The following is a 15,402-nucleotide window of genomic DNA, read 5'->3' as shown; positions in this document are numbered from 1 at the left end:
TCCTATGAACAAGTCTCCGCTGCCGAAAATGAGCGATTCCATTATAAAAGCGGCAGTGAAGGTCTCTTATGTTAAGAATATCATAAAAAATTTTTTTTCATGTGAGCGCTTAAGGTTTTTGCATACCAGATCATGATAATTCAGTTTCTGTGAGTTAAAATAGGAATGGACGACTGTCAAAAAAGGAGAGGATCAAATGGCAAAATACAGAGGCTATATCGGAACATATACAAAAGCAGACAGCGAAGGGATTTATACATTTGAGCTTGATACGGAAAAAAAGGCGTTAAGCACGCCAAAGCCGGCAGCAAAGCTGGGCAGTCCGACATATTTGAATATCGCCAAAGACAATGAAATGCTCTATGCAGTGGTCAAAGACGGCGATAAGGGTGGGGTTGCCGCATATCGTGTTGACGGCTCCACAGGAGAGCTGACTTTCGTCAACCAGCAGGCCGGGGAAGGACCATCGCCTTGCCACGTCAGCGTCGATCAGAATAACCGCTATGTTTTGTCCGCCAATTACCACAACGGGACGATCATGGCATACCCTTTAAATGAAAGCCGCGGCTTGCTTGAGCCTTCAGCAAAAGTGCAGCATGAGGGAACAGGACCGCATGAGAGGCAGGAAAAAGCGCATACTCATTATTCCGGATTCACACCTGATGAGAAGTATGCAGTAGCCGTCGATCTCGGTACGGATCATATCATTACGTATCAATTGAAAGAGGACCGGCTTGAAGCGGTGAAAAAACACGCAACTGCACCGGGGTCAGGGCCGAGGCATATTGAGTTCCATCCGCAGGAAAAGTATGCGTATGTATTAACGGAGCTGAGCAATGAAGTCATCGTGTTGGAATACAATCCTGATTTGGGTGAATTCAGGGAGATTCAAGTCATTTCGGCATTGCCGGAAGGGTTTGACGGTGCAAGCCAAGGCGGCGCCATCCATGTCACTAAAGACGGCAAATTTGTATACGCTTCAAACCGGGGACACGACAGCATCGCCGTCTTCAGCATCAACGAGTATTCGGGCGAACTTTCCCTGGTTGAACACGTATCAACTGAAGGGGAATGGCCGCGTGACTTTGAGATTGATCCTTCAGAGCAATTTTTAATCGCTTCCAACCAGGAAACAGGGACATTGACATTGTTTGAAAGAGACTGGACAACGGGCCGGCTGACGCTTTTGCAGTCCGGAGTTCCTGCTCCTGAAGCGGTTTGTGTGAAATTTTTACATCAATAAAAGCAAAAAAACTTGACTGGCCTTTTTAGCCAGTCAAGTTTTTTTCTTTTTATAACACTTGCAGCATGCGGTTAACCGCTGTCATTTTACCCCGCATCCAGCTCTTTTTTGACCTTGATAAACGCAACCATCTGCTTGATTTCTTCTTCGGAAAGAAGCGTCCCGTCGACTGCCAGCTTGAGCTTATCCCATTCCGTCAGTTCAATGGCTTCGTTTTTAGCCTTTTCATCCCGGGGATCGTCAACTCTGCCAAGCAAAAAATCAGTGGAAGTATTGAATAAATCAGCGATTTCGATAAGCGCCTCTAAAGAAGGGCGGCGGTAGCCCGATTCATAGCCCGCGTAAGTGCTTTTCGCAATACCGAGGCGGTCGGCAGTATATTGCAATGACCATTTTTTATTTTTTCTCAGTGTTGTTAATCGATCTAAATTCATATCTTACGCTCCTTTTAATACACAGTGATTATAGCACATTATCAGCAAAAGTGTACGCGAAATGAATAAAGTTTCTTGATTATTTCACATTTGAGGACTATAATTGCATTGAAGGTACGCATAAAGCGTATACATTCCTGATGTATCAAGCCTTCTTCGTAAAAACAAAACATGCTTTATACTGTATAAAACTACTTCTTAAAGAGGTGTAGCACATGAAAAAGTTACTGCTGTTGACCACCGGCGGGACCATCGCTTCAGTAGAAGGCGAAAACGGACTGGCTCCGGGGGTTAAAGCGGAAGAGCTTCTCAACTATTTATCTGATGACCATTCTAATTATACGATAGATTGCCAATCTTTAATGGATATAGACAGCACCAACATGCAGCCTGAACATTGGGTGATGATGGCTGAGGCTGTATATGAGAATTACAGCAGCTACGACGGATTTGTGATCACGCACGGAACCGATACGATGGCCTACACCTCGGCGGCGCTTTCATACATGCTGCAGAATATTGATAAGCCTGTTGCGATTACGGGTTCCCAAGTTCCGATTACATTTAAGAAAACGGATGCGAAAAAAAATATTAAAGATGCGGTCCGCTTCGCGTGCGACGGTATCGGCGGAGTTTACGTCGTCTTTGACGGCCGCGTCATTTTAGGCACGAGAGCGATCAAATTAAGAACAAAAAGCTACGATGCATTTGAAAGCATCAATTATCCTTACGTTGCTTTCATTCATGACAAGGAGATCGAGTATAACAAACGGGTTCCCGAAGTGAAGCCAGGCGCTTTGAAACTCGATACGTCCTTAAATACCGATGTTTGTCTGGTGAAGCTTCATCCCGGATTAAAGCCTGAGTTTTTTGATTGTCTGAAAGGTTCATATAAAGGTATTGTGATTGAGAGCTACGGAAGCGGCGGCATTCCTTTTGAGAAAAGAAACATTTTAGAAAAAGTGAACGAGCTGATCGATTCCGGAGTAGTCGTAGCTATTACGACACAATGCCTTGAAGAAGGAGAGGATATGAGCATTTACGAGGTCGGCCGCAAGGTAAACCAAGATGCCATCATCCGCTCGAGGAATATGAACACCGAAGCGATCGTTCCGAAGCTGATGTGGGCACTAGGAAAAACCGGACAACAAGCTGAAGTCAAAAAGATTATGGAAACGCCAATTGCAGACGATATCATCATCTAAAAAAAGAAAGCAGGGTTAAAAAATGAAAACTGAAATGACATACCGGACGGAAAAGGATTTTCTCGGAGAAAAAAAGATTCCGGCCGATGTCTACTACGGTATTCAGACATTGCGGGCAGCGGAAAACTTTCCAATTACAGGATATAAAATCCACGAAGAAATGATCAAAGCGCTGGCAGTGGTGAAAAAAGCGGCCGCGCTTGCCAACATGGAGACAAAACGTCTTTATAATGGCCTTGGAGATGCCATTGTCCAAGCCGCTGATGAGATCCTTGAAGGAAAGCTGCACGATCAATTCATCGTTGATCCGATTCAAGGCGGCGCAGGAACTTCAATGAATATGAACGCGAACGAAGTCATCGGAAACCGTGCACTTGAACTGCTCGGCCACAACAAAGGCGAGTATATTCACCTGAGTCCGAATACGCACGTTAACATGTCTCAATCGACAAACGACGTATTCCCGACGGCGATTCACATTTCAACGCTCAAGCAGCTGGAAAAGCTGCTGGACACAATGGAATACATGCTTGACGCGTTTAAGAAAAAAGCGCGCGACTTTGACCACGTCATTAAAATGGGCCGCACACATCTTCAAGACGCAGTGCCGATCCGCCTTGGGCAGGAATTTGAAGCTTACAGCCGCGTGATTGAACGCGACATCAAACGGATTAAACAATCGCGTCAGCATCTGTATGAAGTCAATATGGGCGCTACCGCGGTTGGAACAGGATTGAACGCGGATCCGCGCTATATTGAAAATGTTGTCAAGCACTTGGCTGAGATCAGCGGTCTTCCGCTAGTCGGCGCTGACCATCTGGTGGATGCGACGCAAAATACGGACGCGTACACAGAAGTTTCGGCTGCATTAAAAGTATGCATGATGAACATGTCGAAAATCGCCAACGACCTTCGGTTGATGGCATCAGGTCCGCGTGCAGGACTTGCTGAGATTTCTCTTCCGGCAAGACAGCCGGGTTCATCCATCATGCCGGGGAAAGTCAATCCGGTTATGGCCGAGCTGATCAACCAAATCGCATTCCAAGTCATCGGAAACGACAATACGATTTGTCTCGCTTCTGAAGCCGGACAGCTCGAACTGAATGTGATGGAGCCAGTGCTCGTCTTTAATCTCCTGCAGTCCATCAGCATCATGAACAACGGATTCCGTTCGTTTACCGATCACTGTGTAGCAGGAATCGAAGCGAATGAAAAACGCTTAAAGGCATATGTAGAAAAAAGCGCAGGCGTCATTACTGCGGTCAACCCGCATCTTGGCTACGAAGCAGCTGCAAGAATTGCAAGAGAAGCGATTTTAACAGGGCAATCCGTCCGCGATCTCTGTCTTCAAAACGATGTGTTGACAGAAGAAGAGCTTGATCTGATTTTGAATCCTTATGAAATGACAAAACCGGGGATTGCCGGGGCTGAACTTTTAAATCGGGATTAAGCTGAAAAAACAGTACGCGAAAACACTCTGAAGCATTTTACCGGGATAGAAACACAGAGTGTTTTCGCTTTCCTTCAATAACTTTATGAAGAGAAAGGACAACAGCGGTGAAGTGGTACCGCGTCAGCCTTTTTCGTGGTATACTGTTCGTTGTTAGTTAAATTTTTAAGAAAAAATTGAAGCAGATTGCTATTTTTATGTAGCTTATTTTGAAAGCGTTTCAATAATAAGGGGGATTTAGGTTGAAAACAGCACGGTTGCCATCAATGTTGGAAATCATTTGTGTATTAGGTACATTTTTAGCGATAGTTTGTTCATTTACAGTCAAATTTGATCTGCCGATTCAGCTGGCATTGTTTATTTCATGGTTTTTAGTGATTTTGCTCGGTCTGCGCCTGGGGCACCGGTATGAAGATTTGCAAAAATCGATTACAAACGGAATTTCAAACGGACTCGAAGCGATATTGATCCTGATTGCCGTCGGCGCTCTGATCGGTACATGGATAGCCGGCGGTGTTGTGCCGACTTTGATTTATTACGGGCTTGAGTTTATCCACCCGAGCATATTCCTGCTTGCCACGCTCATTATTTGTTCGATCACCTCTGTGGCCACAGGTACGTCTTGGGGTACTGTAGGAACGGCCGGGATCGCCATGATGGCAATCGGTGAAGGGCTGGGGCTTCCGCTTCCGCTTGTAGCCGGAGCCGTGCTGTCCGGCGCCTATTTCGGAGATAAATTATCACCGCTTTCCGATAGTACAGTGCTTGCGTCATCCCTTTCAAAGGTCGAAGTGATTACCCATGTCAGAGCGATGTTGTATTTGTCGGTTCCCGCCTATTTGATCACGGCGGTGTTGTTCACCATTACCGGATTTATTTACGGTAGTAAAAATGTCGATTTGCAGAAAGTCGAATTTTTGAAAACTTCTTTGCAAAACACGTTTGATATTCATATTTGGATGCTTGTTCCGGCTGTTATCGTTATCGTTCTTTTGGCCATGAGAAAGCCGTCTGTGCCGACGATCGCGATCGGCGCACTTTTGGGGGCGATCTGGGCTGCGGTCTTCCAAGGCATGAATTTTGCGGATGCACTTGGCACGGCATACAACGGCTTTTCCATCGACACCGGGATCAAATTTATGGACGAGCTCTTAAACCGCGGAGGAATTCAAGGCATGCTCGGTTCGGTCGTCGTTATCATTCTCGGTCTGGGCTTTGGCGGCCTTTTGGAGCACTTAGGCGTTCTAAAAGTGATCGTGTCCAAATTCCAGCAAAAGCTGACTTCTGCCGGCAACGTCACATTCTCGACGATTATCGTCGCTTTCCTGGCGAATGTGTTCGGCTGCGCGATGTACGTCTCGCTCATTTTAACACCGAAAATTATGGAGAAAAGCTATGACAAGCTCGGAATTGACCGGAGGGTGCTCTCCAGAAACGCGGAAGTCGGCGGTACGATGACGTCAGGCATGGTGCCGTGGTCAGACAACGGCATATATATGGCGGGGATTCTCGGCGTGTCAACCTTCTCTTATCTGCCGTTCATGTGGCTGAGCTTTGTTTCAATCGGCCTTGCGATTTTGTACGGATACACAGGTAAATTTATTTGGTACACCGATAAAAAAGACTCGCCGGTTCAGTAGCCGATTTTAAAACAATTGATGGAGGTATTCTGTTATGAATGGCAACAATATTATTCGGAATTTGATGCTGGAAATCCCTTCAGCACCAGGAAACCTTGGAAAGGTGACAACGGCGATCGGCCTTGCCGGCGGTGATATCGGAGAGGTTGAAACGATCAAGGTGGGGCCGAATTATACGATGCGGAACATTACGGTTCAAGTTGAGCATGAAGAACAGCTTACCGAGATCCTTGAAGTGATCCGCAACTTAAAAGAAGGCATCCATCTTCATACCGTTTCAGACGACGTACTGGCTGCCCATGAAGGCGGCAAGATCCGCGTGAAAAGCAAGATGCCGATCCGCTCGCTCGCTGATCTGCGGCGGGTGTATACGCCGGGTGTCGCGAATGTGTGCGAGCTTATTAAAGAAGAGCCGCAAAAAGCGAATATCTATACAGGCATCGGCAATTCGGTTGCAATTGTAACGGACGGTACGGCCATCCTAGGCTTGGGAGACATTGGGCCTGTGGCGGGAATGCCTGTTATGGAAGGGAAGGCCGCGCTTTTCGACCAGCTTGCAGACATCAGCGGAGTTCCGATTCTGCTTGATACGAATGATCCTGACGAAATCGTGCGGACGGTTAAAAACATTGCGCCCGGATTTAGCGGTATTTTGCTTGAAGACATCGGTTCACCGCATTGTTTTGAAATCGAAGAGCGCCTGAAAAACGACCTGAATATTCCGGTCATGCATGACGACCAGCACGGTACTGCGGTGGTGACACTGGCGGCCGCCATTTCAGCCGCCAAGAGTGCAGGGGTCGATCTGAAGCAGGCCCATGTCGGCCAAATCGGCCTGGGTGCGGCAGGGGTCGCGATCTGCAGAATGTTTATGGCATATGGGGTAAAACGTGTCATCGGAACGGATAAATCGCTTGAGGCGATGGCGCGTTTAGAGAACTATGGCGGCCATGCGGCTGAAAGCATCGAAGAATTGATGGAAAGCTGCGATATCATCGTCGCGACAACCGGCGTTCCGGGATTGATCAATAAGAAATGGGTTCGGGAAGGCCAGGTGATTTTGGCTCTGTCCAATCCGAAGCCGGAGATTGAGCCTGAGGATGCGCTCGAGGCCGGGGCAGCCTACGCTGCGGATGGACGGTCTGTCAACAATGTGCTGGGGTTCCCCGGTATTTTCAGGGGCGTGTTAAATGCCGGAGCGGAATCGATCAGCCACCCGATGCTGGTCGCGGCCGCCGAAGCGATTGCATCCTGCACAAAACAAGGCGATCTTGTGCCTGATCCGCTGAATCCTGATGTTCACGAGATTGTGGCCAAAGCAGTCGAAAGGGTCGCACTTTCAGAAATGGGAAAAATGAACGGATAAAGAAAACAGCTGCTGCTTTATCGCAATACGGATAAAGCGGCAGCTGTTTTTCTTGCGAATGTTAACGGCGGTTCTACAGATTGAAAATGAATATATAAAATATTCGGTTTTGTAAAAATCCAATGATTGTGGAGAGCGCTGATGATGATGCCTTGATCGACAAGCTTTTTTGTAAACAACAGAATTTCTTCAGGCAAAATGGCAACTTCGGCCATATTCAAGGCGATTCCGTTTTGATCGAGCGACTCGAACATGACTTCTTCCATGCCGACTCCACGGCTTGGCCTTCCTTGAATCGTGACGCGCAAATTCCGTTTGATGCTGACAGAACAGACACCGTGTTCAATGTGCGGCTCCCCATTTAAAATATGTCCAAACTGCTGGCAAAGCGAATGAAAACTTTGCATCTGCTGAACCTCCATTTTTAAAGTTACCACGATTTTATGAAGGGAACCCGCATATTTAGAATCCTTTAAAAATGGACAATCTTTTTATTTGATGATTTCTTCACCGCCCGGCTTGTTTGCATAGTGGTACATGAAGCCCATCATAAACGCGCCTCCGATCAGGTTCCCAAGGGTTACCGGAATCAAGTTATGGATTGCGCCTGCAATCGAAATCGTATCCGGATGCTCGGTGACCAGAGAGACGGCAAAAGTGGCCATGTTCGCGATGCTGTGTTCATAACCGGAAATAAAGAAAGTAAAAACAAACAGCATCATAGAGAACATTTTCGCTCCGTCTCCTTTTTGCGCCATCGGAACAAAGAACGCAAGGCAGACTAGCCAGTTACACAAAATCGCTTTGAAGAACAATTCGGTCACCGGCGTATTCATTTTATGTTCCGCCACGCTAAGTATAAAGCCTGTGGAAGAAGGATCCTTAAATAAACCGGTCGCAAAGATGAGGCCTGCGAAAAACACGGCGCCCATTAAATTTCCTGCATAGCTGAACATCCACAGCTTGATAACAGCGGGCCAACGCATTTTTTTACGAAGCGCAGCCAATGTATAATAAAATGTATTTCCCGTAAATAAATCTCCTCCGCCATAGACGATCAGAATAATGGCACCCCCGAATGTGATTGCTGCAATTGGATATGTGAACGGAGAATGTTCAACATAAAATAGATTCCCCGTTTTAAACGCTACAATGACTCCGAACCCGATAAACATACTGGCCAGCATAGCTCGTAAAAGATAACGAAGCGGGCTTTGCATAAAGATGCTTTGCTTTTTTAAGGCAAGCTCTTCGACTAGAACAAGTGATTTTGATTCCATGTTTTCCACCACCATCAAGTGTTTACTAAAGAAGTATCTATCATAAATACAAACTAAGTATAGCAGGATATTGTGAAACATTTCACAAATTTTGTGTATTTTGTTTGAACAAATGTATGGTTCGATTTTCATAGAATAAACAGGGTATCGTTATTGTTTATTTTTAAGTAATAAATATTCCATCCATTCGTAAAAGCCTGAGGGAGCGATGTTTCAAAAATAGCTCGACAGGGAGGGATACGGCAGCAAGCAGGTAAATGCGCAGTGTAATCAGCAGGTGCTGCATGAAGGCATAGATGAAGGACGTGCGCAAAAGGCTGAGGGAAGATTTCACAGATTGGACAAAATAGCAGGACTTTCCGTCAGGCGTTTTCAAGCTGAAGGAAAGCGCCGAATTTGTTTAATTGCATATAACGGTATTCTTTTGATCCGCAAGGCTTTGCGCAGAGAATCGCAATCGTTGAATGACAAAATGCTCCGCGGGAATGAGGGGCATTTTTCTCATGCTGATTTAGTTCTTGTTAACCACCGCGTCACAAAATATCTATAATTTCTTCGGATAATTGTCACAATGACATCCATAAATTAGGGAATATGTACTTTATTTAAGAAGGGATTCGCGGTAAAGTACAGGTATAAATAACCATCCGGATAATAACGGAACATCAATGCGGGCCAAGGTCACCCTTTTGTCTGTGATCATATTCATAAGATTCATGTGAAACTTTGAGCAAGGGTGATGCCATTCGGCAACGGTCCGGCTAGAACAAAGAGGAGGAGACTGGAACAGTGGACGAACTCATTTTGGCAAGATTTCAATTTGCTTCAACAACGATCTTTCACTTTATTTTTGTACCGATGTCAATCGGGCTTGTCTTTATGGTTGCTTTAATGGAAACTCTATACGTCGTAAAGAAAAAAGACATTTACAGAACGATGGCTAAATTTTGGGGGCACTTATTTTTAATTAATTTTGCAGTCGGTGTGGTCACCGGGATTCTACAGGAATTTCAGTTCGGAATGAACTGGTCGGAGTACTCCCGCTTTGTCGGTGATGTATTCGGCGCTCCGCTCGCGGTGGAGGCGCTGCTTGCTTTCTTTATGGAATCGACGTTTATCGGTTTGTGGATATTTGGCTGGGATCGGCTTCCGAAGAAGATCCATTTGCTGTCCATCTGGCTTGTTTCGCTTGGAACGATCATGTCGGCGTTTTGGATTTTAGCGGCCAACTCGTTTATGCAGGAGCCTGTCGGATTCGCGATCAAAAACGGCCGCGCGGAAATGACCGATTTCTTTGCGATTATTAAAAATCCGCAGCTATGGGTTGAATTTCCGCACGTCATTTTCGGTGCGCTTGCCACCGGGGCGTTTTTTATTGCCGGTGTCAGCGCGTATAAAATGCTGAAAAAACAGGAATTGCTCTTTTTTAAAAAATCCTTTCAAATCGCGATGATTGTGGCGCTTGTTTCCGGCATCGGCGTAGCGTTCAGCGGACATGAGCAGGCCCAGCATCTGATGAAGAGCCAGCCGATGAAAATGGCTGCCAGCGAAGCGCTTTGGGATGACAGCGGCGATCCTGCAGCTTGGACGGTGCTTGCGAACATTGATGCGGACAAGCAGGAAAACAAATCAGAGCTCAGCATCCCGTATGCGCTCAGCTATTTGGCTTATAAACAATTCAGCGGCGATGTGCCCGGAATGAAGACGCTGCAAAAGCAATATGAAGAAAAATACGGAGAAGGAAATTATATTCCGCCGGTGAAAACGACGTTCTGGAGCTTCAGAATCATGGCCGGCTCAGGACTTTTAATGATCGTTGCCGCTTTGACTGGCCTCTATCTCAGCTTCCGTAAAAGACTTGAAACAAGCAAATGGTTTTTGCGGACGATGGTGGCTTTAATCGCCTTTCCATTCATTGCAAATACGGCGGGGTGGATCATGACTGAAATCGGACGCCAGCCGTGGACGGTGTTCGGTATTTTGACAACGGCGCAGTCCGTGTCGCCGAACGTATCAGCAGGAATGCTGCTGTTTTCCGTCATCGCGTTTACAGCGATTTATCTTGTACTGGCGCTCGTTCTTGTCTACTTGTTTGTGCGGGAGATTAAAAAAGGGGCTGCACACCATGACCACCATCATGATGATTCCGTATCGACAGACCCGTTTGATCAGGAGGTTTACCATGGTATCTCTTAATGAACTTTGGTTTATATTAGTCGCTGTGCTGTTCATCGGTTTTTTCTTTCTTGAAGGTTTTGATTTCGGCGTCGGAATGGCGACCCGGTTTCTCGGGCGCAACGAGCTTGAACGGAGGGTGATGATCAATACGATCGGCCCTTTCTGGGATGCCAATGAAGTCTGGCTGCTGACTGGGGGAGGCGCGATTTTCGCGGCTTTTCCAAACTGGTATGCCACGATGTTCAGCGGATATTACATTCCGTTTGTCTTTGTTCTTCTTGCATTGATCGGACGCGGAGTCGCGTTTGAATTTAGAGGGAAAGTCGAAACCGCAAAATGGAAGAAAACATGGGATTGGGTCGTATTTTTCGGCAGCATTCTGCCCCCGTTTTTGTTCGGTGTTTTATTTACTAGTATTTTGCGCGGTATGCCGATTGATGCCGATATGAATCTGCACGCCGGTTTTACTGACTATGTGAACGTCTATTCCGTAACAGGGGGAGTCACCGTTACGCTTCTCTGCCTGCTGCACGGCCTGATCTTTATTACGTTGAGAACTGAAGCCGATTTGCGCGACCGGGCAAGACAGCTGGCTAAAAAAGTCGTATTCGCCGTTTTGGCGGCGCTTGTTGCCTTTGTTGCTTTATCCATTTTTGAAACGGACTTGTTCACGGGCAGGGGACATGTGACAATACCTCTTGCGACTCTGATTGTCGTTTGTTATGTGCTGTCGATCGTATTTATGAAACAAAAACGCGACGGCTGGACATTTGCTATGACAGGGGCTGGGATCGCCCTCACAGTGGCGACGATTTTCACTGCGCTGTTCCCGCGCGTCATGATCAGCTCGGTCAAAAGCGCATATGATTTAACGGTTTATAATGCTTCATCAGGAGACTATTCTTTAAAAGTGATGACGATCGTCGCGCTGTCACTGCTTCCGTTCGTGCTGGGCTATCAGATCTGGAGCTACTATGTTTTTCGAAAACGGGTCAGCAGTAAGGAGCCAATGATTTATTAATGGGAAAAGATCTTTTGCAATATAAAGGAATGAAGCGAATTCTTGCAGCACTCACCGTACTGACATGCATGCAGGGCGCAGCTATTATCATGCAGGCCGAATGGCTTGCTGAAGCGGTGACCCGCCTTTTTAACGGCGAGCGGGTCGGTTCGCTTGTTCCGCTGATCATCTTATTTACCGCCGCTTTTTTATTCCGCCATGCCGTGACCCTTGTCAGGCAAAGGCTGATTTTTGATTATGCCGCCAAGACGGGGGCCGACCTGAGGAAAAAGTTTTTGGAGAAGCTTTTCCAATCCGGCCCCAGACTGGCGAGAAAAGAAGGAACAGGTCACGTCGTCACACTCGCGATGGAAGGAATTGCGCAGTTTCGCCGCTATTTGGAGCTGTTTTTGCCAAAAATGATCAGCATGGCTGTAATACCGCCGGCGGTTGTCTGTTATGTCTTTTTTAAAGACACATCCTCCGCTGCAGTCTTAATGATTACGCTGCCGATTTTAATCGCATTTATGATCCTTCTCGGCTATGCGGCAAAGAGAAAAGCGGACAGCCAGTGGAAGACGTATGAGATGCTTTCAAATCATTTTACTGATTCCTTGCGCGGCCTGGAAACATTGAAAGTGCTGGGCATGAGCCGTTCACATACGAAGAATATTTTTCATGTGAGCGAACGGTACAGGAAAGCGACGATGGGCACGCTTAAAATTGCCTTTCTGTCTTCGTTTGCACTGGATTTTTTCACCATGCTGTCCGTTGCAACCGTAGCCGTTTTTCTCGGTCTCGGTCTTGTTGACGGCACTATCATACTGGAGCCGGCGCTAGCCATTCTGATTCTTGCGCCTGAGTTTTTTCTCCCTGTCCGGGAAGTCGGCAATGACTATCATGCTACGTTGAACGGACGGGAAGCCGGTAAAGCGATCAAGGCGATATTGGAGTCGCCCGGTTTCAAGGATGAGGCACCTTTGGATCTTGAGCGATGGTCAGACGAAGATCAAATCGAGTTCAAGGATGTAGAGGTGCGGCATGATGAGGAGGAAAACTTCTCTTTATCCGGCATTTCTCTATCGTTTAAAGGAAAGAAAAAAATCGGAATCATCGGAGAAAGCGGTGCCGGAAAATCTACGCTTATCGATGTGCTCGGCGGTTTCTTGGAAACGAAAAGCGGCGTGATCAAAGTCGGGGGAAAAGAGAGGACGCATTTGCAGACAGACAGCTGGCAAAATCAGCTCCTGTATATTCCGCAGCATCCCTATATCTTTCCGGATACGCTCGGAGCCAATATCCGTTTTTATCATCCCGGCGCTTCTGACGAAGAAGTTGAACAGGCAGCAAGAGCCGCCGGGCTGACGGAGCTGATTGATCAGCTTCCGTCCGGCTTAGAGGAACGGATCGGTGAAGGCGGGAGGGCATTAAGCGGCGGACAGGCGCAGCGCACAGCCGTTGCCCGGGCTTTCCTGGGCAACCGTCCGATTCTCCTTTTAGATGAGCCGACTGCTCACTTGGATATCGAAACAGAATACGAATTGAAAAAAACGATGCTGAAATTGTTTGAAGACAAGCTGGTTTTTATGGCAACTCATCGTCTTCACTGGATGCTTGATATGGATGAAATTATCGTGCTGAAGAATGGACAGGTGGCTGAAACCGGTACACATCAAGAATTGATTGAAAAGCGGGGCGTTTATTACGAGCTTGTGCAGGCGCAGTCGTTTGGAGGTGCATCATGAACAATGAAGACGGGTGGATTCTGCCCTATATCAAGAAAAATATAAGGCTTTTGATCATTGTCGTGTTGCTTGGCGGATTGACGGCATGCTCGGCTGCAGCTCTCATGTTTACCTCCGGTTATTTAATATCCAAAGCGGCTACGCGTCCGGAAAATGTTTTGATGATTTATGTCCCGATCGTAGCGGTCCGCACCTTCGGGATTCTGCGCTCGGTGTCGCGCTATGTTGAGCGATTGACCGGACACCATATCATCTTGAAAATTTTATCCGATATGCGCGTCAGGCTTTACAGGATGCTGGAACCTCAAGCTTTAAAATGGCGTGAACGCTTTCGGACGGGGGATATGCTCGGCATTTTGGCCGACGATGTTGAGCATTTGCAGGACATGTATTTGAGAACGGTATTTCCCGGGCTGTCGGCGCTTCTTTTATATGGCGTATTCATCACTGCTATTGGCTTTTTTTCATGGCCTTTTGCAGGGCTGATCGCGATCTATGCAGCGGTTTTCGTGTTTCTTGTTCCGCTTGTTTCCCTGCTTGTGACAAGGGCGAAAAATGTTGCGCTGAAAAGAGGACGAAGCCTCTTGTACCGTCAGCTGACAGACGCGGTCATGGGCGTGAGCGACTGGGTGTTCAGCGGCCGGCAAAATGACTTCGTCCATGCGTATGAAGCGGCAGAGCAGGAATGGCTGGCGATCGAAAAGAAACGGATGCGCTTCAGTCGTTGGAGGGACTTTGCCATGCAATGCCTGGCGGCAGGACTTGTTCTTCTGATGTTAATATGGGCGGGCGGACAAAGCGCGGAAGGCGCCCTGGCTCCTGTGTTTATTGCAGCGTTTGTCCTTGTTGTGTTTCCTTTGACAGAAGCTTTCTTTCCGCTTTCAGACGCAGCGGCGTCAATCCCTGAGTATCAGGATTCTTTAGAAAGAATGGACGGGCTTGAGCCGCCGAAAAGGGAAGAAATTGGAGGCGCTGTTCAGCAGGAACGGGCGGAGGCTGTAGGTTTGGACGATGTCACGCTTCGCTTTGAAGATGTTTGTTTTTCTTATGAAGAAGGCCATCCGGTGTTGGACGGTGTTTCATTTATATTAAAGCAGGGGGAAAAGACCGCTTTGCTCGGGCCGAGCGGCGCTGGTAAATCGACGATCTTGTCGTTGATACAAGGGGCGCTCGCTCCTTCTAAAGGAAACATTACATTGAACGGCATTTCTGTGCAGTCTCTTCAGGGAGAAATCTCACGCGCAGTCTCCGTTTTTAATCAGCAGCCGCATCTGTTTGATACGACGGTTTTGAATAATATCAGGCTCGGAAACCCTGACGCGAGCGATGAGGACGTGTATTGGGCGGCGCGCCAGGTGAAGCTTCACGATTATATTCAGTCTCTTCCCGAAGGATATCATACATCTGTTCAGGAAACGGGCATTCGTTTTTCAGGCGGAGAACGTCAGCGGATTGCATTGGCGCGGATTCTGCTGCAGAATCCGCCAATCGTTGTATTGGATGAACCGACTATAGGTCTTGATCCTAAAACAGAGAAAGAGCTTCTATCAACGATGTTTCAAGTGCTTGATGGAAAGACGGTTCTATGGATTACACACCATTTGGCAGGAGCCGAAGCGGCCGACCGGATTCTGTTTTTAGACAAAGGGAAGCTTGCAATGGCAGGGAGCCATCAGCAGCTTTTGGAAAACAATCCGCGCTATTCAAGACTTTATCGTCTGGATGCGCCTGTCGGCCGGCTTTCTTAGTAGAAAACCGCAAAAGACAGCTTCAAGTCGAGAAGCTGTCTTTTTTTATATGGCCCGCTCATCAACTGCTTTTATTTTGCATGTTAAAGAGCGGTGAAGGGTATGATTCAGTT

The 15,402-nt window shown here is 47.1% G+C and carries 12 protein-coding genes; 9 read left to right on the top strand and 3 right to left on the bottom strand.

The features are described 5' to 3' along the window. The first annotated feature begins 196 nt into the window (after positions 1 to 196). Positions 197 to 1,243 (top strand): lactonase family protein, encoded by a 1,047-nt coding sequence (locus tag MHB72_RS21160; RefSeq protein ID WP_216919221.1) that lies wholly within the window; start codon positions 197 to 199, stop codon positions 1,241 to 1,243. Positions 1,244 to 1,329: 86 nt separating this feature from the next. On the opposite strand, the gene MHB72_RS21155 is transcribed toward MHB72_RS21160, so the two are convergent. Further along, positions 1,330 to 1,677 (bottom strand): helix-turn-helix domain-containing protein, encoded by a 348-nt coding sequence (locus tag MHB72_RS21155; protein ID WP_020453443.1) that lies wholly within the window; start codon positions 1,675 to 1,677, stop codon positions 1,330 to 1,332. Positions 1,678 to 1,892: 215 nt separating this feature from the next. Here MHB72_RS21155 and MHB72_RS21150 point away from each other — a divergent pair, with 215 nt between their 5' ends. The 4 genes from MHB72_RS21150 (at position 1,893) to MHB72_RS21135 (ending at position 7,338) form a co-directional block, all read left to right on the top strand. Further along, complete coding sequence (locus tag MHB72_RS21150) at positions 1,893 to 2,882, top strand: asparaginase (RefSeq protein WP_020453442.1); 990 nt, start codon at positions 1,893 to 1,895, stop codon at positions 2,880 to 2,882. Between the two features lie 22 nt (positions 2,883 to 2,904). After that, entirely contained in the window at positions 2,905 to 4,332 is a 1,428-nt protein-coding gene (aspA, locus tag MHB72_RS21145; protein ID WP_026580319.1) for an aspartate ammonia-lyase, read from the top strand. 242 nt (positions 4,333 to 4,574) lie between these two features. Then, on the top strand, positions 4,575 to 5,972 hold the full coding sequence (gene nhaC, locus MHB72_RS21140; RefSeq protein ID WP_216919223.1) for a Na+/H+ antiporter NhaC: 1,398 nt from the start codon (positions 4,575 to 4,577) through the stop codon (positions 5,970 to 5,972). Positions 5,973 to 6,006: 34 nt separating this feature from the next. Next, positions 6,007 to 7,338 (top strand): NAD-dependent malic enzyme, encoded by a 1,332-nt coding sequence (locus MHB72_RS21135; RefSeq protein WP_020453439.1) that lies wholly within the window; start codon positions 6,007 to 6,009, stop codon positions 7,336 to 7,338. A gap of 17 nt (positions 7,339 to 7,355) precedes the next feature. Here MHB72_RS21135 and MHB72_RS21130 read toward each other — a convergent pair whose 3' ends face one another. Both MHB72_RS21130 and MHB72_RS21125 read right to left on the bottom strand, forming a co-directional pair. Beyond that, a complete protein-coding gene (locus MHB72_RS21130) occupies positions 7,356 to 7,745 on the bottom strand; it encodes a DUF1259 domain-containing protein (protein WP_095291342.1) in 390 nt (129 codons plus the stop codon). An 84-nt stretch (positions 7,746 to 7,829) separates the two neighbouring features. After that, the gene (locus MHB72_RS21125; RefSeq protein ID WP_020453437.1) at positions 7,830 to 8,618 is read right to left on the bottom strand and encodes a formate/nitrite transporter family protein; all 789 of its coding nucleotides are present in this window, start codon (positions 8,616 to 8,618) and stop codon (positions 7,830 to 7,832) included. Positions 8,619 to 9,407: 789 nt separating this feature from the next. Here MHB72_RS21125 and MHB72_RS21120 point away from each other — a divergent pair. The 4 genes from MHB72_RS21120 to cydC are packed head-to-tail and all read left to right on the top strand — an operon-like array spanning position 9,408 to position 15,289. Continuing rightward, positions 9,408 to 10,814 (top strand): cytochrome ubiquinol oxidase subunit I, encoded by a 1,407-nt coding sequence (locus MHB72_RS21120; protein ID WP_020453436.1) that lies wholly within the window; start codon positions 9,408 to 9,410, stop codon positions 10,812 to 10,814. Beyond that, positions 10,801 to 11,817 carry a cytochrome d ubiquinol oxidase subunit II gene (gene cydB / locus MHB72_RS21115; protein WP_216919225.1) on the top strand — a complete coding sequence of 339 codons (1,017 nt, stop codon included), beginning with the start codon at positions 10,801 to 10,803 and terminating at the stop codon, positions 11,815 to 11,817. The genes MHB72_RS21120 and cydB overlap by 14 nt, the downstream gene beginning before the upstream one ends. After that, complete coding sequence (gene cydD, locus MHB72_RS21110) at positions 11,817 to 13,541, top strand: thiol reductant ABC exporter subunit CydD (protein WP_216919227.1); 1,725 nt, start codon at positions 11,817 to 11,819, stop codon at positions 13,539 to 13,541. The genes cydB and cydD overlap by 1 nt, the downstream gene beginning before the upstream one ends. Then, positions 13,538 to 15,289, top strand: coding sequence for a thiol reductant ABC exporter subunit CydC (gene cydC, locus MHB72_RS21105; RefSeq protein WP_216919229.1), 1,752 nt, complete (start codon positions 13,538 to 13,540; stop codon positions 15,287 to 15,289). The genes cydD and cydC overlap by 4 nt, the downstream gene beginning before the upstream one ends. Positions 15,290 to 15,402 lie beyond the last annotated feature (113 nt).

Source organism: Bacillus sp. FSL K6-1284, from assembly GCF_038002625.1.
GTDB classification, from domain to species: domain Bacteria; phylum Bacillota; class Bacilli; order Bacillales; family Bacillaceae; genus Bacillus; species Bacillus paralicheniformis.
The sequence above is the reverse complement of the archived record's forward strand: the minus strand, read 5'-3'. Positions and strand labels throughout refer to the sequence as shown.

Coding starts and splice junctions, on each gene's coding strand:
- MHB72_RS21160 (WP_216919221.1), top strand. CDS start 197: ATGGCAAAATACAGAGGCTATATCGGAACATATACAAAAGCAGACAGC.
- MHB72_RS21155 (WP_020453443.1), bottom strand. CDS start 1,677: ATGAATTTAGATCGATTAACAACACTGAGAAAAAATAAAAAATGGTCA.
- MHB72_RS21150 (WP_020453442.1), top strand. CDS start 1,893: ATGAAAAAGTTACTGCTGTTGACCACCGGCGGGACCATCGCTTCAGTA.
- aspA (WP_026580319.1), top strand. CDS start 2,905: ATGAAAACTGAAATGACATACCGGACGGAAAAGGATTTTCTCGGAGAA.
- MHB72_RS21135 (WP_020453439.1), top strand. CDS start 6,007: ATGAATGGCAACAATATTATTCGGAATTTGATGCTGGAAATCCCTTCA.
- MHB72_RS21130 (WP_095291342.1), bottom strand. CDS start 7,745: ATGCAAAGTTTTCATTCGCTTTGCCAGCAGTTTGGACATATTTTAAAT.
- MHB72_RS21125 (WP_020453437.1), bottom strand. CDS start 8,618: ATGGAATCAAAATCACTTGTTCTAGTCGAAGAGCTTGCCTTAAAAAAG.
- cydB (WP_216919225.1), top strand. CDS start 10,801: ATGGTATCTCTTAATGAACTTTGGTTTATATTAGTCGCTGTGCTGTTC.
- cydD (WP_216919227.1), top strand. CDS start 11,817: ATGGGAAAAGATCTTTTGCAATATAAAGGAATGAAGCGAATTCTTGCA.
- cydC (WP_216919229.1), top strand. CDS start 13,538: ATGAACAATGAAGACGGGTGGATTCTGCCCTATATCAAGAAAAATATA.